15 protein-coding genes are annotated in these 18,271 nt (G+C 67.0%); 8 read left to right on the forward strand and 7 right to left on the reverse strand.

Annotated elements, in window-relative coordinates; all coding sequences use genetic code 11:
- Window positions 1-50 precede the first annotated feature (50 nt).
- Window positions 51-1,301 carry a multidrug effflux MFS transporter gene (locus tag AX708_RS06870; protein ID WP_233999618.1) on the reverse strand — a complete coding sequence of 417 codons (1,251 nt, stop codon included), beginning with the start codon at window positions 1,299-1,301 and terminating at the stop codon, window positions 51-53.
- 127 nt (window positions 1,302-1,428) lie between these two features.
- Here AX708_RS06870 and dinB point away from each other — a divergent pair, with 127 nt between their 5' ends.
- On the forward strand, window positions 1,429-2,559 hold the full coding sequence (gene dinB / locus AX708_RS06875) for a DNA polymerase IV (RefSeq protein ID WP_067489725.1): 1,131 nt from the start codon (window positions 1,429-1,431) through the stop codon (window positions 2,557-2,559).
- 116 nt (window positions 2,560-2,675) lie between these two features.
- On the opposite strand, the gene AX708_RS06880 is transcribed toward dinB, so the two are convergent.
- From AX708_RS06880 to AX708_RS06905, 6 genes are all read right to left on the reverse strand, one after another.
- Window positions 2,676-3,149, reverse strand: a complete 474-nt coding sequence (locus AX708_RS06880) for an NUDIX domain-containing protein (RefSeq protein ID WP_067489728.1) — start codon at window positions 3,147-3,149, stop codon at window positions 2,676-2,678.
- A gap of 4 nt (window positions 3,150-3,153) precedes the next feature.
- Window positions 3,154-3,780, reverse strand: a complete 627-nt coding sequence (locus AX708_RS06885; RefSeq protein WP_067489772.1) for a 6-phosphogluconolactonase — start codon at window positions 3,778-3,780, stop codon at window positions 3,154-3,156.
- A gap of 72 nt (window positions 3,781-3,852) precedes the next feature.
- Window positions 3,853-4,314 carry a Dps family protein gene (locus AX708_RS06890; RefSeq protein WP_067489731.1) on the reverse strand — a complete coding sequence of 154 codons (462 nt, stop codon included), beginning with the start codon at window positions 4,312-4,314 and terminating at the stop codon, window positions 3,853-3,855.
- A 119-nt stretch (window positions 4,315-4,433) separates the two neighbouring features.
- Window positions 4,434-4,997 (reverse strand): hypothetical protein, encoded by a 564-nt coding sequence (locus AX708_RS06895; RefSeq protein ID WP_067489734.1) that lies wholly within the window; start codon window positions 4,995-4,997, stop codon window positions 4,434-4,436.
- 18 nt (window positions 4,998-5,015) lie between these two features.
- Window positions 5,016-6,383, reverse strand: a complete 1,368-nt coding sequence (locus AX708_RS06900; RefSeq protein WP_067489737.1) for an alkaline phosphatase PhoX — start codon at window positions 6,381-6,383, stop codon at window positions 5,016-5,018.
- A 2-nt stretch (window positions 6,384-6,385) separates the two neighbouring features.
- A complete protein-coding gene (locus AX708_RS06905) occupies window positions 6,386-7,423 on the reverse strand; it encodes a phytase (protein ID WP_067489740.1) in 1,038 nt (345 codons plus the stop codon).
- A gap of 156 nt (window positions 7,424-7,579) precedes the next feature.
- Here AX708_RS06905 and AX708_RS06910 point away from each other — a divergent pair, with 156 nt between their 5' ends.
- From AX708_RS06910 to AX708_RS06940, 7 genes are all read left to right on the forward strand, one after another.
- Entirely contained in the window at window positions 7,580-8,374 is a 795-nt protein-coding gene (locus AX708_RS06910; RefSeq protein ID WP_067489743.1) for an SDR family oxidoreductase, read from the forward strand.
- A gap of 168 nt (window positions 8,375-8,542) precedes the next feature.
- Complete coding sequence (locus tag AX708_RS06915) at window positions 8,543-9,016, forward strand: hypothetical protein (RefSeq protein ID WP_156454540.1); 474 nt, start codon at window positions 8,543-8,545, stop codon at window positions 9,014-9,016.
- 68 nt (window positions 9,017-9,084) lie between these two features.
- Window positions 9,085-10,158: an NAD(P)-dependent alcohol dehydrogenase gene (locus AX708_RS06920; protein WP_067489749.1), complete on the forward strand. Its 1,074-nt coding sequence runs from the start codon at window positions 9,085-9,087 to the stop codon at window positions 10,156-10,158.
- 252 nt (window positions 10,159-10,410) lie between these two features.
- Complete coding sequence (locus AX708_RS06925) at window positions 10,411-11,361, forward strand: TorF family putative porin (RefSeq protein ID WP_233999619.1); 951 nt, start codon at window positions 10,411-10,413, stop codon at window positions 11,359-11,361.
- Window positions 11,362-11,519: 158 nt separating this feature from the next.
- Window positions 11,520-12,608, forward strand: a complete 1,089-nt coding sequence (locus AX708_RS06930) for a hypothetical protein (RefSeq protein ID WP_156454541.1) — start codon at window positions 11,520-11,522, stop codon at window positions 12,606-12,608.
- A 117-nt stretch (window positions 12,609-12,725) separates the two neighbouring features.
- Window positions 12,726-14,999, forward strand: a complete 2,274-nt coding sequence (locus AX708_RS06935; RefSeq protein ID WP_067489755.1) for a penicillin acylase family protein — start codon at window positions 12,726-12,728, stop codon at window positions 14,997-14,999.
- A 131-nt stretch (window positions 15,000-15,130) separates the two neighbouring features.
- The gene (locus AX708_RS06940; protein WP_067489760.1) at window positions 15,131-18,166 is read left to right on the forward strand and encodes a TonB-dependent receptor; all 3,036 of its coding nucleotides are present in this window, start codon (window positions 15,131-15,133) and stop codon (window positions 18,164-18,166) included.
- The last annotated feature ends 105 nt before the right edge of the window (window positions 18,167-18,271 follow it).

An 18,271-nucleotide genomic window follows, 5' to 3' on the forward strand; every position in this document is an offset into this window, starting at 1 on the left:
TCAGCACCCCTTGGGAATCCCACATCGATTCAGTCTAAACAGGACAGACTCTAGTCTGCACCCATCTCCGCATCACTCGGCCCGAACAGCTTGCCCTTCTCGCTCCACAGCACCAGCGCGAGGCAGGCGAGGCCGCTCGCCAGCAGGGCCAGCGCCAGCGGGCGCGCGGTGCCGTCATAGGCATAGCCGATCGCCCCGCCGAGCATCGCCGCGGTGGTCATCCGCACGAAGCCGTGGGCCGAGCTCGCCGCGCCGGCAATGGCGAAGAAGGGGTTCATCGCGATGGCGCCGAAATTGCTGCCGATGAAGCCGAGCAAGGCCATGTTGATCGCCATCAGCGGGACGAATTGCCACAATTCCTCGCCCGGCTGAAAGGCGAGCATCACCTGCACCGCGCTCACCGTGATGAAGGCGAACAGCGCGGTGTGGCTCACACGGCGCGCGCCGAAACGCTCGACGATGCGCGAGTTCGACCAGCTCGCGATCGCCATCGATCCGGCACAGATGCCGAATACCAGCGGGAAAATGTCGCCCGCACCGAAGGTCTGGGTGATGAGCTGCTGCGAGGAATTGATGAAGCCGAACAATGCGCCGAACACCAGCGCCGAGCCGATGACATAGCCCGCGACACTCGGCAGGCTCAGCGCGCGGGTCATGTTGGCCGCGATGGCGCGCGGCATGATGGGCTGGCGGTTTTCCTCGGTGAGGCTTTCGGGCAGGCGGATGAACACCCAGCCGCCCATCACCACACCCAGCACCACCATCGCGGCGAAAATCGCGCGCCAGCTGCCGAAGGTCTGGAGGATGCCCTCGCCGATGGTCGGCGCGATCGCGGGGACCATCAGGAAGATCACGAAGATGAGGCTCATCATCCGCGCCATCTTGTCGCCGCCCACGCGGTCGCGGATGACGGCGGGCGGGAGCGCGACGATGCCGGCGGCAAAGAAGCCCTGCGCGGCGCGCACCGCGATCAGGGCGTCGTAGGTCGGCGCGAGTGCGGAGAGCACCGAGAGCACGATGTAGACCGCCACCGCCCCCAGCAGCACCGGCCGCCGCCCGAAGCGGTCGGCGAGCGCGCCGGGCACGAGCGAGCCGATGCCGCCGGTCAAAAGGTAGACCCCGATCACGAACTGGCGGTCGTTGCCGGTCACCGAAAGGTCGGCGGCCAACGCGTCGAGCGCCGGCAGAATCGCGTCGATCCCGAAGGCGTTTAGCGCCATCAGCATCGCCATCATCCACATCAGCTCGGTCTCGCCGAGTGCTTTACGGGCAGGCATGACAGAGGCTTGCGAAGTGGCCATAGCGGGGCCCTTGCCCATCGGTTCGCCGGAAGACCAGAGTTCTTTTCGCATGTGCACAAAATGGCAGGCCGGGTGAATTGTTCCAGCAACAGTTCCTTCGGGCGGCACAAGGTTCTATTTCCAAGGGATGATACGGAGGGCTCCGTCAGACGAGAATGATGCCGCGCGGCCTGCGGAGCTTGGCCTGCGCAAGATCATCCATGTCGACATGGACGCCTTCTTCGCCAGCGTCGAACAGCGCGACAATCCCGAGCTTCAGGGCAAGCCCGTCGCGGTCGGCGGAGCGGGCGGGCGCGGGGTGGTGGCCGCCGCCAGCTACGAGGCGAGAAAGTTCGGGGTGCGCAGCGCCATGCCCTCGGTCACCGCGCAGCGCCTGTGCCCCGATCTCGTCTTCGTGCGCCCACGCTTCGATGCCTACAAGGAAGCGAGCCGCCAGATCCGCCGGGTGTTCGAGCACTACACCCCCGTCATCGAGCCGCTGAGCCTCGACGAGGCCTATCTCGACGTCACCGACGACCGGCTCGGGATCGGCTCTGCGACCCGCATCGCCGAGCTGATCCGGCAGGAAATCCGCGCCAAGACAAGGCTGACCGCGAGCGCCGGGGTGAGCTACAACAAGTTCCTCGCCAAGCTCGCGAGCGACCAGAACAAGCCCGACGGCCTGTGCGTGATCCGCCCGGGCGAGGGCGCGCAGTTCGTGGCGGGGCTGCCGATCCGGCGGTTCCACGGGGTCGGCCCCAAGGCGGAGGAGCGGATGCAAAAGCTCGGGATCGCCACGGGGGCTGATCTTGCGGCGAAGGACCTCGCCTTCCTGCGCGCGCATTTCGGCAGCATGGCCGACTACCTGTTCCGCGCCGCGAGGGGGATTGATCTGCGCCCCGTCGCCGCGCACCGCATCAGGAAGTCGGTGGGCGGGGAACGGACATTCTCCGAGGACATCGGCAGCGGCGCGAGGCTTCGCGAGACATTGGAAAACATCATCGACATCGTGTGGGAGCGGATCGAGGCGGCGGGCGCGCGGGGGCGGACGGTGACGCTCAAGCTCAAGTTCACCGATTTCCAGATCATGACCCGCGCCACCTCGCAACCCGATTATGTCAGCGGCAAGGCCGAGTTCGGCAGGCTCGCCCGCGCGCTGCTGGAAGCGGAGCTGCCGCTGCGGGGGCCGATCCGGCTGATGGGGCTGACGCTCTCGGGGCTCGAGGGTGCGGAGGAGGAGAAGCCGCCAAGGGACGAGGCGCAGCTCAGGTTGCTGTGAAGCAAGAACCGTTCGTGCAGAGCTTGTCGAAGCACCGTTCTTCTTGCGCCAACGCGGTGTGATTGAAGAGAAGTGCGGCCCTTCGGCAAGCTCAGGGCGAACGGTGTTTCCAACCTTTACCCCACCCCCCGCGCCCGCCACACCGCGATCCGCCGGCGCGTGGTCTCGCCCAGCGGTTCGGGGAGCGAGTGCGAGGGGAAGAAGCGCGCCTCGATCACCTCGCGGCGGTCGGGCTTGGGCTGGCGGTCGCACACGCCGGTGAAGATATGCGCGGTGTGGGGCGATCCGGAGATCACCTCTTCAAGCGTCGCGACCGGTTCGATTCTGGCGAGTTGCACTCCCAGTTCCTCGCGCACCTCGCGCCGTGCGGCGGCGAGTGGGTCCTCCCCCCGCCCGAGCCCGCCGCCCGGCAGGCTCCAGACCGCGGGGCCATAGGAATGCTTCAGCAGCAGCACGTCGCCCGCAAGGTTGGTGACGATCACGCTCACCCCAGCGATCGGCGTCTTGCGCCAGCGCCGCCAGTGGTGGCGCAGCGCGTGGGCGATCGGCAGGACCAGGCGGTGAAGCGAGGCGGGAAGCAGCTGCGGCATCGGCTCAGGCGAAGACCGTGACCGGAATGCCGCGCGCGCGCGCCGCGCCGAGCAGGCGGGCGACGGGCAGGTCGTTTTCGCCCTTGGCAGCCGCATCGAACACCGCACGCTTGTCCGCCGCACCGCCGAGCGTGAAGAGGATCGCGTCCGTCGCCAGCAGCGCGGGCAGGGTCAGCGTGATCCGGTCGAAGGGCGCATGGGCGGGCAGCGGATCGGGGGTGAGGCGGCGCACGACCTGCGCGTCGTCCACCTGCGGGTCGGTGTTGGGGAAGAGCGAGGCGACATGCCCGTCGGGCCCCATACCGAGCCAGGTCAGCGCGAAATGCGGCGGTGCCGCGTCTTCGGCAAGCGGCACCACGCGCGCGCCGGCCGGTTCCAGCAGGGCGCGAATCTTGCCGGTGTTCGAAGCCTCGTGTTCCTCGGGCACGATGCGGTCGTCATTGGGCCATACCGCCCAGCCGGGCCAGTCCACCCCGCCGAACTCGGTCAGCGCGTCGATGATGGGAAAAGGCGTGGAACCGCCCGGCACCGTGATCGCGCCCCCATGGCCCGGCGCGCCGCCCAGCTTGCCGAGCAGCCAGCCGGCCACCGCCATGCGATTGGCGTTCTCGAAAATCGTGATGTCACCCATGGCAACGAGCATAGCAAAAGGGCCGCCCCCGGCAATGGGGGCGGCCCTAGTTGTCCTGTGGTGCCGCGCGGCTTACGCCAGCAGCGACTTCAGGAACCACACGCGTTCCTCGGCCATGTCGGTCCAGTCGTCCAGCAGCCCGTCGGTGGCGTTGTCGCCGGCCTGCTCGGTCAGGTCCTTCATCGCCTTCAGCCGCGCGACGACCTTCTCGTTGTCGGCGGCGAGTTCGGCGATCATGTCCTCGGCCTTGAGGCTGGTGCTGTCCTGGTCCTTGATCTGCGTCGCCCCGGCCATCGCGCCGAGCGAGGTCAGCGTGTCGGCATCGAGCTTGCGTACCCGCTCGGCAATCGCGTCGATCTGGCCCTGCACCGCGCCCGCCTGGGCATCGAACAGCAGGTGCAGATCGTGGAAGCGCGGGCCCTTGACGTGCCAATGGAAGTTCTTGGTCTTGATGTAGAGCGCGAAATGATCGGCCAGCAGGGCGTTGAGCTCGGCAACCAGCGCGGCCTTCGAATTGGTCTTGGTGTCGGCCATGGTATTCTCCTTGGATTCGCGTGCGAGAGGCGCGCCGCCTTCTATTTAGGTGCTTACCCACTGCACGAACATGGATCAGGTTCCCGCATTTCCGTGGGAACGGTGATCGGCTGCAGCGATCACGATGCGGCGAAACGCGCGGCGAGGCCGATGAAAAGGGCGGCGATGGCGAGGCATACCGCCAGCCCGATGCGCAGCATCCGCAGCGGCCAGCGCGCCAGTACCGCGTCCCCCGCCGCCCAGCCGAGTGCCACCGACGCCGCTCCGCCCAGCGCGCCGCCGAGGCCTGCGGTGACCGGCCACACCGTCCACGCCGCGAGCGCGAAGACGGCAAAGCGCGCCCCGTCGCCGATCTGGCGGGCGAGCAGCACAAGGCCCAAGGCGGCGAGCGAACGGGTCGGCTCGGCGGGCGCCTTCAGCCGCACCGGCAGCGCCAGTTCGAAGGCCGCGATGGCAAGCGCGAAGGCGATCAGCATCTGCGCGGCGCGGCGCGGCAGCAGCGCGGCAAATTCGGCCCCGACAAAGGCCATCACGCCCGCGCTCAGGCAGGCGCAGGCGATCGCCACCGCCAGCAGCTGCGCGCTCTGGCCGAGCGTTCCGGCCCACTGTGCCACCATCAGCTGGTCGCGCCCGCCGGTCGCCAGCGCGGCTGTCAGCAGCAGAGCGAGAAGAAAGCCGTCCACCGGGTCGTCAGATGCCGGTCACGCGACCCACGGCCCGGTGATCGCCAGCGTCGCCGTCGGGCCGTAGGCGTTGACGAACAGCACCTTGCCATCGGGCGAGAAGCAGGCACCGGCCAGCTCGGTCTGCGCGCGCAGCAGCGCGAGGGTGTAGGCCCGGCCATCAGGCGTGATGCCGCGGATGTGGTTTTCCTGGATCGCGGTGTACTGGTCCTCGCATACGATCAGGTGGCCGTTGGGGCCGACGGTGATATTGTCGCCGTAGTTGAACTGGTCGGTGCTTTCGCTTTCGAAGAACAGCTCGACCGTATCGGGCTGACCGGCATTGCCCGGGACGAGCTTGAGGATCTGCCCGAGCTTCTTCGCGCCCCCGCTGGTCGAGCACACGAAGACCTCGGATACCCCGCGCTTCACGCCCATGTGGATGCCCTCGCCCCGCGCCACCAGCGCCGCGCCCTTGGCGGCGGCGCGTTGGCGCAGGTCGTCGGCGGGCGCCTCGACATCGTCAAGATCGATCCAGCTCACGCGGTAGGGCTGGCCCATCGCCATCGCCGCGCTGTCCCAGTTGCGGGTGTCGGCAAGCCCCTCGATCACCATTGCCTGCAGCTTGCCGCCCTTGGCCAGCTGCCCTGGCACCTTGGGGATGAAGCGGTAGAGCACCGAATCCTCGCGGTCCTCGGTCTGGTAGACGATGCCGGTCGCCGGATCGACGCAGGCTGCCTCGTGGTTGAAGCGGCCCAGCGCCTTCAGGGGCACCGCATCGACCAGCCCGCGCGCACTCGCGGGGACCTCGAACACCCAGCCATGCGCCTGGTCCAGCCCCTCGCCGCCCGATACGCCGGGGCGCAGGGTCGTCTCCTCGCAGGTCAGCCACGTGCCCCACGGGGTGATCCCGCCCGAACAATTGCGGATCGTGCCGCCGAGACTGCGGAACTGGCGCTTCACCGCCAGCGTCTTCGCGTCGAGCACGATGTTGGTGGTGCCGCCGGCGACGAAGACGCCGTCCTTGCGGCCATAGCCCTTGGCAATCGCCCCGCCGGCTTCGTGCCTGGGCTGCAATTCGTGGTTGCGCACCAGCGCAATCTCGCCGTTGCCGAGGTCGAAGCAGCCCATCCCGTCGGCGCGGTCGGGCACGGTGCCGCCATCGTCCATCGCGTCGCCGAGGCGCGAGATGACGCGGTAGGAGAAGCCTTGCGGAAGATCGAGGAAGCCTGCCGGATCGGGCTGCAACGGGCCATAGCCGGCAAAGCCGCCGCCCGATTTGGGCGTGGCGGCCGAAGGATTGCCTTCGCCCCGCGTCATGCAGCCGCTTGCGGCAAGCGCGGCAAAGGCGGTCGCCGTGGCGCCGAGGAAGCGGCGGCGGTCGGGGGTGATGATCGGCAGCGGCATGGTCACTTGCTCTCTCCCAGCGCGGCAAGCACCGCGTCCCAGCGCACGAATTTGAAGTTCTGCGCCGATGGCGCGTTCTGCCCGTCCTGCGCGATGAATAGCCCGCCGGGGAAATCGGTTCCGAAAGCGCGGTTGTCGAGCTCGATCCCGTCGGTCTCCTCGGTGCTGCCGAAGGTGCCGGCGGCGATGCGGAAGCGGCCCACCGGGGTCACGCCCGGCAGGCGGAACACGGCATAGGCATTGTCGCCCTGCGATGAGGCGACGAGATAGCCGCCGTCCTTGCCTTGCGGCGCGATGGCAAGGCCTTCGACATCGGCGACCAGCATCCTGTTGTCGACCGGCGCGACCATGCGCTTGTCCCCGGTGGCGATGTCGATCGCCCAGATCCCGGCGTCTTCCTCGCCGATGAACAGCGTGCCGGTGCGCGGATCGGCGATGCAGCCTTCGGTCTGGGTCGGGATCTGCGCGAGGGTGGTGGTGGTGCCCGTGAAGCTGCCGCCTGCCTCGGTGATCACGGTCTTGTAGATCGTCCCGCCCTTGGGCGCGCTGAAGGCGACGATGCCCTGCGCGCCCGCAGGCTTGATCATGCAGATGCCATAACCCTCGCCCGGGCCGACCACGATCTTGCCCGCGGGCGCGAGTGTGCCGGTCCTGGTGTCGAGCAGGGCGAGGAACAGCTGCACCTTCGTCAGGTCGCTGCGGTCGCTCGCCGCCACCAGCACGCGGCCACCGGGAAGGTCGATCAGGTCGACATTGTTGAGGCCGGGCGCGGGGATGAAGTGCTTCTGGGCACCTTTCAGGTCATAGACGTAAAGCCCGCCCTTCTTGTCGGTGCCCACCACGAGGCTTGCCGCCGGATTGGCCGGGTTGAGCCAGATAGCCGGATCGTCCGCCGCATCCTCGCGCGCGGTGCCCACCGGCGGGGTCTCGGCGGTGGCGGTGACGGTGACGGCCGGATCGCCCATGATCGGCGGCACGGTGGCACAGGCGGCGGCAATGCCGAGCGACAGCAAGGCAAAGCCGTGGAAAGGTCGGATCATGATGGCCCCTCGATAATTCTTGTGCCGCGCTTAGGGCGGTCTGATGACAAAAAGGCGACCGCGCCCCGCGTGCCGCCTGATGCAATTGGAGAGCTAGCGCAGCGGCGCCGAAGCGCCTAGCCATCGGGCAAACAAATCCGAGGAGAGAAGAGAGCGATGAAACTCGAAAGCGGCATGGCCGTGGTGGTCACCGGCGGGGCGAGCGGACTGGGCAAGGCAAGTGCGCAGGCCTTTGCCGATGCGGGGCTGAAGGTCGCAATCTTCGACATCAATGACGAGGCCGGCAAGGCTCACGCCAAGGCGATTGGCGGCACCTTCCACCATGTCGACATCATGGATGAAGCCTCGGTGGAGGCGGGCTTTGCCGCCGCGCGTGCCGCGCACGGGCAGGAGCGCGTGACGCTCCACTGCGCCATGGCGAGCCGGCGCGGCAAGACGCTGGGCTGGGACAAGGAGAGCGGCCAATACAAACGCCTCTCCACCGAGGACTACGCCTTCGGCGCCGAGGGTATCCTCGTCGCCAGCTACCGCGTCGCCAGCATCTCGGCGCTGGGCATGGCGAACGCCGAGCCGCTGAACGAGGATGGCGAGCGCGGGTGCATCATCCTCACCGCCAGCGTCGCCGCGCAGGACGGGCAGATCGGGCAGGTGATCTATGGCAGCTGCAAGGCGGGGGTGAACGGCCTCGTCCTGCCGATGGCGCGCGATCTGATGGATATGGGCATCCGCGTGAACTCGGTCATGCCCGGGATCTTCGCCACGCCGCTGATGCTGGGGATGAAGGACAGGAACCCGCCGATGTGGGCGCAATTGAACGCCTCCGTCCCCTTCCCCAAGCGCCTCGGCGAGCCCGAGGAGTTTGCATCGCTGGTGCTCGAAATCGCCCGCAACAGCTACATCAACGGCCACCAGTTCCGCCTCGACGGAGCGATCCGGATGCCGCCGAAATAGTTGCATCAAGAACAACTTGCATAAAACCGAACTGACATTGCCAACCTGAATTAGCTTTTTTCACATGGTAATCTGGGGTAAGTCCTTATTCAGCCAATCGAGTCGCAGTCGATTGGCAGTCTCTCCTGGGATCAGAGGCGTATTGTCTGCTGCGCAGGAGCAATATCTATGGCAATTTCCCTCAGAATCGTCGGAATATTTTACAGCAACACTATCAACTTGGGTGTTGGCTCGATGTCGGTCAAAGACCTGATAGACGCTTCAGTGGCAAATCCGGGGGTCGGTACACAGTTCAATTATGCCAACACGCAGGTGAATGGCATCAATTCGCCGAGCTATTTCAGCGCGACCTACGAAAACGGGTTCAACAGCTCGGTCAGCGGCCTGCCCTACCCTGCGGGGACTTACGAATTGCAGGAAAACCTGATCATGCGCCCCAGCTACACTGTATGGCAATACTACATCATGGATGCCGAGGGGCGGTTCCTGAACGCCGGAAAGGGGCTTGTCCCCTATGATCAGGCCACGGTGCTCGACGGGCAATCGGTCGTCTGGCGGCTGCTGTCGATCCTTGCCCAACCGACCGTCCTTGTCCCTCGCCTGGCGCCGACACCGCAGAAGGCTCAGGCCCTGACAAACTAAGAGTGGTCGCCGTCATCTGGATGGGCCTATGCTCGTGCGTCCTTCAAGCAACCGAGCGAGCCTGGCAGATGACGGCATCCACCAACGAATACCCCACCCGCGCCTATGGCGCGACCGCGCCCGATAGCGGGGTCGGCCCGATGCAGATCACCCGCCGGGGCCTGCGTCACGACGATGTGCTGATCGAGATCAGCCATTGCGGCATCTGCCATTCGGACCTCCACTCGGCGCGGAACGACTGGGGTTTCACCACCTATCCGATCGTGCCGGGGCACGAGATCGTCGGCACCGTCAGCGCGGTCGGCGAGAGCGTCACCCGCCACAAGGTCGGCGACCGGGTGGCGATCGGGTGCATGGTCGATTCTTGCCTCGAATGCGCGCATTGCGAGGCGGGGTACGAGCAGAGCTGCCTCGACGGGGGAATGACGGGCACCTACAACGGCAAGGACCGGCGCGATGGCAGCCTGACCTTCGGCGGCTATTCCGAACGGATCGTCGCCCGCGAGGAATTCGTGCTCAAGGTGCCCGAAGGCATGCCGATGGCCGAGGCCGCGCCGCTGCTGTGCGCGGGGATCACCTCCTACTCGCCGCTGAAGACATGGAAGGTAGGCCCGGGCAGCAAGGTCGCGGTGGCAGGGCTGGGCGGGCTCGGGCACATGGGGGTCAAGCTGGCGGCCGCGATGGGTGCGGAAGTGACCGTGCTCTCGCGCAGCGAAAGCAAGCGCGCCGATGCCGAGAAACTGGGCGCCCACGCCTTCCTCAACACCGAGGACAAGGCCGCGATGAAAGCCAGACGCGGCTATTTCGACATGGTGCTCAACACCATCCCCGTGCGCCATGACGTCACACCCTACCTGCACATCCTCAAGATCAACGGCGTGCAGGTGCTGGTCGGCATGATCGACATGATGCCCGAGATGCACACCGGCGTGTTCCTGGGCCGCAAGGTGCTCACCGGCAGCGGCATCGGCGGGCTGGCCGAAACGCAGGAGATGCTCGATTTCTGCGCCGAGAAGGGCATCCTCCCCGACATCGAGGTGATCGCCATGCAGGACGTCCAGACCGCTTACGAGCGGATGGAGGCGAGCGACATCAAGTATCGCTTCGTGATCGACATGGAGAGCCTGCGGGAGAACGCCTAGTCACCCGAGGGCGCGGTGGATGCTTGACGTATCGACCGCGCCGCCGTGATCCCGCTAAGACTATCTGCAAACTATTGCATGAAAGTCACGCAACAACCTAATAAGAAACACCCCCAACACATAACCTTTGTGCGCAGGTGCAGCATGGAGGAATATGACGCCGACGTGACGGGAACCCGATTCATCGGATAATAATGTCCTGCACGGCCCACGCAGGTGGAACGATCCAAACCTCTCTATGGAGCGTTCCTTATGTCCATTCGTTTCGCATCAGCCGCATCGGCTGTCGCACTCGCCGCATGCTTTGCCACCCCCGCCTTCGCTGGCGAGGCAGACGCTGCAATCGTCGGCCCGGCCGCTGAAACCGAAACCGAAATCACCGTCGTCGACACCTCGGCTGCCATCACCCCGGCGGTCGCCCCGTTCGACCTCGATACCGCCACCGGCCAGGAAGAAGACACCCCCGCCATCACCGTCTCGGGTGCGGCCACTCTGACCTCGGACTACCGCTTCCGCGGCGTCTCGCAGTCGGACGAGGGCATGGCTGTGCAGGGTGGCTTCACCATCAGTCACGAAAGCGGCTTCTACGTGGGCGCCTGGGGCTCGAACCTCGCCGGCTGGGGCACCTTCGGCGGCGCCAACATGGAGCTTGACCTGATCGCCGGCTTCAAGTTCCCGATCGGCGAAGGCACGCTCGATGCGGGCCTCACCTGGTACATGTACCCGAGCGGCGCGAGCAACACCGACTTTGCCGAACTTTACGCCAAGCTCGGCGGCACCCTCGGCCCGGTCGGCCTGACCGCCACCGTCGCCTACGCGCCCTCGCAGGAAGCGCTTGGCAACTGGGATCCGGTCGGCCCCACGGTCGATCCGGGCGACAAGGAAGACAACCTCTACCTCGCGGGCGATGCCACCTACGGGATCGACGGCGCGCCGGTCACGCTCAAGGCCCACATCGGCTATTCGGACGGTAACCCCGGCCTCGGCCCCAACGGCACCAGCGTCGCGCCGACCGGCACCTATTTCGACTGGTCGCTCGGCATCGACGTGGTGCCGATCGAGCACCTGACGCTCTCGGCCGCCTATGTCGACACCGACATCTCGGAAGCCGATGCCGCGCTGATCCGTCCGAACTTCGCCACGCTGGCCGGGGATTCGATCTCGGATGCGACCGTGGTGTTCTCGATCACCGCTTCGTTCTGATCGGGTTCTGATGCAGGCAGGGGCGCTTCGCCACGCGGCGGAGCGCCCCTTGTCTTTCCATATCTTGCGCAAAGCGCAGCCGGTCGCGGTCGTGATGTTGACTACAAACGTAGTCACTGATTACACCTGTAGTCGACAAGACTGCCAAGGTGTGATTGATGAAGACTTCGACAATTACCGCTTTTGCCCTCGCCTGCGCCTGCGCCTGCTGGACCATCCCCGCAGCGGCCGGCAACGGGCCATTGTGCGATACGGCTACCAAATTCGTCCCCGATCTGGCGTGCGTGGAAAGCGCCAGAGGCGTGGCCCTGGCCGAAACCGGGGAGCGCGCCCAATATCTGCTCGGTCTTGCCGAGGACGGCGCGGCGCGGTTCGTCACCCATTTCGGCCACGAGCCGCTGCGCTACGCCGTGGTCGAGGGGCGCGATGCCATCACCCCGCGCGAGACCATCGATGCGCTGCGCAAGGGCGGTTTCCCGGTGGTCCTGCCGTGGCTGTCCGACGCGGTGTTCAGGAAACAGACCGAACTCTCGCTGCGGCGCGCGATCACCGCCCAGATGTCAGGCCAGCCGCAGGAACAGATCGATGCCGCGGTGGCAACCGCCCTCGCCCGCCAGACCGATCCCGCGCGCCGCAAGCGGATCGAACTGGCAGCGGTTTCGCACGAACTGGGCCACGACTGGTTCCGGGTCGGCTACTGGGGCGGCGGCGCGCTCAACGAAGACAAGCATTACGGTGGCCCGAGCCCCGATTGGCTCGACGAGATGTCGGCCGTTCTGATGGAAGCGCCGTCCAGTTTCGAAGACCGGGTGACGCAGTTCCGCCAGCAGTTCGATACCTATCGCAGCGATCCCGCCAAGGCCTCCGAAAACATCCGCCTGCTGATCGACCTGCCCAATTTCTTCACCGAAGTGCACCCCGCAGCCGCGCAGGTCCAGCTGCTCAACGAGCAGCGGAGTGCCGCGGAAAAGAAGGAAGCCGTGCGGGTCCTGACCGGCGAAGAGGCCCGCAAGATCGCCGAGGGCGGCGTCCGCTTCTACCTCCAGTCGGCGGTGGTGTCGCAATATCTGATCGACCGCACCGGCGACCCGAAGGTGTTCGACCGCATCGCCAAGGCCTTCGTGCGCGGCGAGACGATCGAACAGTGGCTCGCCAATCCCGAGCCCAAGGGCACGTTGCCGCGCGATCTCGCCGCAATCCAGGCCGATTGGCTCGGGTGGCTCGAAACGCGCTTCCCCAAGAGCTGATCGGCGGGCGCCCTGCCGGATGCGGCCGGGCGCCCTTTCGCTTTTGCGTGTTCCCTTTTGCGCGGGTGCCCGATAGGTCTCGGCCGAGAACCCGGAACGGGTGTGGGGAGAGCGACGATGAAGCGGATTTCGGTTCTCGCGGCAGCGGCCGCGGTGCTGGTGACGGCGCAGGCGGGCGAGGCGCTGGCCAAGCCGCGCTATGCGGCGACCATCACCCGCACCACCTTCGGCATCCCCCATATCGAGGCGCGCGACTGGCGCGGCGTGGGCTACGGGGTCGCCTATGCCTATGCCGAGGACAACCTGTGCCTGCTGGCCGAGGAATTCGCCACCGTCGCAGGCGAGCGGTCGCGCTTCTGGGGGCCCGAGGCCAAGGCGGTGCTCGGCTTCGAGGAGGTCGATAACCTCTCCTCCGACGTATTCTTCCGCGCGGTGATCGACCTGCCGGCCCTGCGCGAGGGCGCCAAGACCCTGCCACCGCGGGTGCAGGACCTGATCGCGGGCTATGTCGCGGGCTACAACCGCTTCCTGCGCGACGCCGGGCCGGAGGGCATCCCCGCCGAATGCCGCGGGAGGGCGTGGGTGCGTCCCATCACCACCGATGACATGCTGCGCCTCAATGAAAAGCAGATGCTGCTGGCGAGCTCGCTGAACCTCGCCCCCGCGATCGCCAATGCCGCCCCTCCCGGCGCGCCGGCGCCCAAGGTCGCGATCACCATGCCCGACCCGAAGGAACTCGGCATCGGCAGCAACGGCTGGGCTTTCGGCAGCGATGTCACCGCGAGCGGGCGCGGGATGGTGATCGGCAATCCGCACTTCCCGTGGAAGGGCCCGAGCCGCTTCTGGCAGATGCATGTGAAGGGCCCCGATGGCTATGATGTGATGGGCGTCGGGCTCGCGGGCACCCCGATGCCGACGCTGGGCTTCAACAAGGATGTCGCCTGGACCCACACCGTCACTGAGGCGCGGCACTTCACGCTGTATCAGGTGGCGCTCGATCCCGCTGACCCGACCCGCTACATGGTTGACGGCAAGTCCGAGGCGATGACCAGCCAGACCGTCACCGTGCCGATGCCCGAGGGCCAGAGCCCCGTCACCCGCACGCTGTGGTCGACCCGCTGGGGCCCGGTCTTCGTCATCCCCGCGCGCGGGATCACCTGGAGCAAGCAGTCCGCCTTCGCGCTCAAGGACGCCAACCGCGGCAACCAGCGCGGGATCGAGACCTGGCTGCGCATCGGCGAGGCGAAGACCGTGGGCGAAGTCGAGGCCGCGGTCAGCGAGACGCTCGGCATCCCCTGGGTCAACACCATCGCCGCCGACCGCTATGGCAACGCGCTCCACGCCGATGTCACCGCGGTGCCCAATGTCTCGGCCGAGAAGGCCAAGGCCTGCGCCACGCCGATCTCGGGGCTGTTCGCCGAACTTGCGATCCTGATGGATGGCAGCAAGGCCGCCTGCGACTGGGACGTCGCGCCCGGCACACCCGTCCCCGGCCTGATGCCCGCGGCCGATCAGGCGTCGACCACGGTGAAGACCTGGCTCACCAATTCGAACGACAGCTACTGGCTGAGCAACCCGGCGATGCCGCACCGCGAGCTGTCGCCGATCCTCGGCGAATATGCGACCGAGCGCTCCTTGCGCACCCGTTCGAACTTCATCGAAACCGCCGCGCTGATCGCGGGCGGCAAGCTCGACCACGCGAGCGCCGAAGCCCATGCCTTTGCCAACAAGAGCCTTGCTGCCAGTCTGGTCCTGCCGAAGCTTGCACAGCTGTGCGCCGGGGCGGAAGGTCCCGCGGCGCGCGGCTGCGCGGTGCTCGCCAATTGGGACGGGCGGTTCGAGAAGGAAAGCCGCGGCGCGCGCCTGTTCCGCGCCTTCTGGCAGGCGATCGAGACGGGCAAGAAAGCCTGGGCGGTGCCCTTCGATCCGACCGACCCCGTGAACACTCCGCGCGACCTGAAGATTGAAGGCGAAGCGGGCGCGAAGCTCCTCGCCGCGCTCGCAGCCACGGTGGAGGCCTTCGAAAAGCAGCCGCTCTCGCTCGATTCCGAGTGGGGGAGCGAACAGCTGGTGATGGCGGGCAATGAAGCCATCCCTATCCACGGCGGTCCGGGCTGGCTCGGCGTCCTCAACATGCAGGAATCCGACCGGGCGGCGTCCGGCAAACTGATCCCGCGCCACGGGACGAGCTACATCCAGATCGTCGGCTTCGACGAGACGGGGCCGGTGGCGGACGCGATCCTCAGCTATTCGCAGTCCACCAACCCCGCCAGCCCCCACGTCTATGACCAGACGCGGGCCTATGCGGCCAAGCAATGGCACCGCCTGCCCTTCTCCAAGAAGGCGATCAAGGCCGAGAGCATCGCGCCGCCCAAACGCATCGCGGAATAGGCGCTGGCGATATCGCGAAAGCGGCGGTGAGGGCCACGTGTAACCATCGGCCCGGCGGCAACGAATACCGTCAGGCGCAAATGCACATGACGGTGCCATGTGCCAGGGGATCGACGAGGGGAATGACAGTTATGACCGGTATGCTTCGCTCGAGCGTCGCGGGCGCTGCCTTGGCGGCTGCCTGCGTGATCTGCGCGCCCGCCGCCCACGCGCAGCAGGCGGGGATCGAGATCACCGTCGTCGATGGCGATGGCGCACCGGTCGCAGGCGCCGAGGTGGTGGTCGCCAACCCCGCCATCGGCTTTGCCCGCACACTCGTCACCGACACGCGCGGGGTCGTCCGGCTGGACGGGGTGACCACCGGCGGGGCCTACGAGGTCTCCGTCCCCGCAGCCCCCGGGTTCGCCCCGCTCGCCGCGCAAGGCGTGGAGCTGCGCTCGAACTTCACCCGCTCGGTGATCCTCCAGCTACAGCCTGCTGTCGACGCCGGCATCGTGGTGACCGCCGCGCGCGCGATCACCGGGCTCAACACGTCGAACGCCGAAATCTCCGCCTCGCTCGCCCGCGAGCAGCTGGTCGCGCTCCCCATCGAGGGCCGCGATGTCATCGGCGCGCTGATCCGCCTGCCCAATGTCGTCCCCTCGACCGGGTTCTTCCCCGAGGCCCCATCCATTTCGATCAACGGCAGCAACGGCCTCGACACCAACTACCTGATCGACGGGCTCGATAATAACGAGAATTTTCTCGGCGGGATCAAATTCCCCGTGCCGCTGGGCTTCACCCGCGAAGTCACCGTGCTGGCGAACTCCTACTCCGCCGCCTACGGGCGCACGGCGAACGGCATAGTCAACTATACCACCCCCTCGGGCAGCAACGATTTTACGGGCGAGGTCTATGGCTTGGTTCGCCCCGGCAGGCCGCTGGATTCCCGGTCCCCCTTCCCGCGCCGCGACCTGTCGGGCAACCCCGTCGGCGAGAGTTTCGAACGCTACCAGGGCGGGTTTGCCGCAGGCGGCGCGCTGAAACGCGACACCACCTTCTTCTATGCCAATTACGAATACACCCGCGACCGCAACACGCAGATCGTGGACGCGCCGCAATTGGGGATCGTCGATACCGTCACCGGCAACAACGAATTCCACCTTGCGTCCTTGCGGCTCGACCACCGCCTGACCGAAGATTGGGCGGTGTCCTTGCGCGGCAATGTCGGCCGCGTGACAATCGACCGCCCGGGCGGCGCGCTAGGCGGAGGCAATGCGACCTTCCCCTCGGCGGGATCGCGGCAGGACCGCTTCTCAACCCTGATCGCGGCGAGTGCGAGCTATTCCGGCGACGTCTGGAGCTATGACGGCGCCCTCCAATACAGCCGCTTCCGCTGGGATTACGGCGAGGCGACGGGCGCGCCCGGCCCGCAGGTGGTGGTGCGCGGCCCCTCGGGGCTCACGGCCGCCGTCGTGGGCAATCCGGGTTACGTCTTCGACAGTCTCGAGGAGACCTGGCAGACCACCCACCGCCTCGCCCGCGATTTCGGCGCGCACCGCTTGAGCGCGGGGGTCGACGTGATCGCCTCGGATTTCGCGCTGCTGGGCGGGGGAAATCCGAACGGCAATTACACTGTCGATCTGACCGCAGGCCAACTCGCCAGCCTGTCCTCGCGCGGTCTGGCGCTCACCGCGCAGGACGTGCTGGCGCTGAACCCCGCCGTGGCGAACTACGCGGTCGAACTGCGCCCGCAAAGCTTCGGCACCCCGCAGACGCTGGTCGCGCTCTATCTCGAAGATGCTTGGGAGTTGTCGCCGAACCTCACCGCCACGCTTGGGGTGCGGTGGGACTACGACACCCTGACCCAGCGCGGCGCGGGTGACGGCGACACCGACAACATCGCCCCGCGCTTTGCCTTGAACTGGCAGCCCGACGCGCGCTCGTCGGTCCGGTTTGGGGCGGGGATCTTCACGGGCAAGCTTAGCTACGCCGTGATTTCCGACGCGCTCCAGCGGAACACCACCTCGGCCGGGTTCCTCTCACAGCTGGCGCAGTTGCAGGCGCGCGGTGCGATCCCGGCGGGCGTCGACCTTAGGGACATCACCTTCGACGGCAACCTCACCGTGTCGCCCCCCTGCACCACCGTCGCCGCCTGCCCGACCCCGGCGCAGGTGCAGGCGCTGCGGGGCTCGGCGACGCTCGGCGAGGGGCGCATCCTCAGCCCCACCGGCTACGACAATCCGTGGAGCGTGCAGGTCAGCGGCGGCTATCAATATGCCGCCACGAGCACCCTCACCCTGTCGGTCGACGCGCTCTACAGCCGCTCGCACAACCTCGTCCGGCTGCGCGACCTCAATGCGCCCGCGCCCTTCACCCCCAACCTTGCAAACCTCACCGCGGCCAACATCGCGGCGCTGCGCGCCCTGCCCGACAACGCCGCGCGCTTCGCCCTTGCCCAGAGCCTCGGGCTGGTGCGCAGCCAAGCCGCCGCCGACGCCTCGCGCCCGATCCCGCTGGTGGCAGGCGGGGCGCGGCAGATCACTGTGTCCGAGACCGCAGGCGAGGCCGAATACCTCGCGCTGATCCTCCAGGCGATCAAGCTGCGGGGCGAAGACGATTACGCCTTCCGCGTCAGCTACACCCTCTCGCGCCTCAGGAACGACACCGACGACATCAACTTCCGCGCCGCCAATTCCAACGACTTCGCGAGCGAATGGGGCCCTTCGGCCAATGACCGGCGGCACGTGATCTCGGCGGTGGGCTATCTCTACCCGCTCGACGGGTTGACCCTGACCGCGGCGGGCCTGTTCCAGTCGGGCCAGCCGGTCAATCTCGTCCCCGATGCGCGCATCTTCGGCACGCAGGACCTCAACGGCGACGGGGCGAGCTTCGGCGAGAATTACCTCGGCAATTCGGACCGCTATCCGGGCGAGCGGCGCAATTCGGCGCGCCTGCCGTGGTCGGCCACGGTGGATCTCGGCGTGCGCTATGCGCTCCCCGTCGCAGGCGGGCGGATAGAGGCGAGCGCTGATGTGTTCAATGTCTTCAACGCCAACAACCAGAGCGGCTTTGCCAACGCGGCGACGACCTCGAACCAGATCCAGTTCGGCGGCGGGGCGGATTTCGTGCAGAGGAACGCCGGCGCGCCGCGGCAATTCCAGTTCGGGCTCGCCTACAAGTTCTGATCGGCCCTTGCAGCCAAGATGCTGAGGCACTTGCCCCGCCCCGACACCCGTTCGCCGTAAGGCGCCGCCCGGGTTGTTGACACCTTTCCCGCGCATGCTGTCGCC

Origin of the sequence: Erythrobacter sp. CCH5-A1 (assembly GCF_001557115.1) — a bacterium.
Classification (GTDB): domain Bacteria; phylum Pseudomonadota; class Alphaproteobacteria; order Sphingomonadales; family Sphingomonadaceae; genus Erythrobacter.

Excerpts from the sequence above, each read along its gene's own strand:
- AX708_RS06870 (WP_233999618.1), bottom strand. The coding sequence starts at position 1,301 with ATGGCCACTTCGCAAGCCTCTGTCATGCCTGCCCGTAAAGCACTCGGC.
- dinB (WP_067489725.1), top strand. The coding sequence starts at position 1,429 with ATGATACGGAGGGCTCCGTCAGACGAGAATGATGCCGCGCGGCCTGCG.
- AX708_RS06880 (WP_067489728.1), bottom strand. The coding sequence starts at position 3,149 with ATGCCGCAGCTGCTTCCCGCCTCGCTTCACCGCCTGGTCCTGCCGATC.
- AX708_RS06885 (WP_067489772.1), bottom strand. The coding sequence starts at position 3,780 with ATGGGTGACATCACGATTTTCGAGAACGCCAATCGCATGGCGGTGGCC.
- AX708_RS06890 (WP_067489731.1), bottom strand. The coding sequence starts at position 4,314 with ATGGCCGACACCAAGACCAATTCGAAGGCCGCGCTGGTTGCCGAGCTC.
- AX708_RS06900 (WP_067489737.1), bottom strand. The coding sequence starts at position 6,383 with ATGCCGCTGCCGATCATCACCCCCGACCGCCGCCGCTTCCTCGGCGCC.
- AX708_RS06905 (WP_067489740.1), bottom strand. The coding sequence starts at position 7,423 with ATGATCCGACCTTTCCACGGCTTTGCCTTGCTGTCGCTCGGCATTGCC.
- AX708_RS06910 (WP_067489743.1), top strand. The coding sequence starts at position 7,580 with ATGAAACTCGAAAGCGGCATGGCCGTGGTGGTCACCGGCGGGGCGAGC.
- AX708_RS06915 (WP_156454540.1), top strand. The coding sequence starts at position 8,543 with ATGGCAATTTCCCTCAGAATCGTCGGAATATTTTACAGCAACACTATC.
- AX708_RS06920 (WP_067489749.1), top strand. The coding sequence starts at position 9,085 with ATGACGGCATCCACCAACGAATACCCCACCCGCGCCTATGGCGCGACC.
- AX708_RS06925 (WP_233999619.1), top strand. The coding sequence starts at position 10,411 with ATGTCCATTCGTTTCGCATCAGCCGCATCGGCTGTCGCACTCGCCGCA.
- AX708_RS06930 (WP_156454541.1), top strand. The coding sequence starts at position 11,520 with ATGAAGACTTCGACAATTACCGCTTTTGCCCTCGCCTGCGCCTGCGCC.
- AX708_RS06935 (WP_067489755.1), top strand. The coding sequence starts at position 12,726 with ATGAAGCGGATTTCGGTTCTCGCGGCAGCGGCCGCGGTGCTGGTGACG.
- AX708_RS06940 (WP_067489760.1), top strand. The coding sequence starts at position 15,131 with ATGACCGGTATGCTTCGCTCGAGCGTCGCGGGCGCTGCCTTGGCGGCT.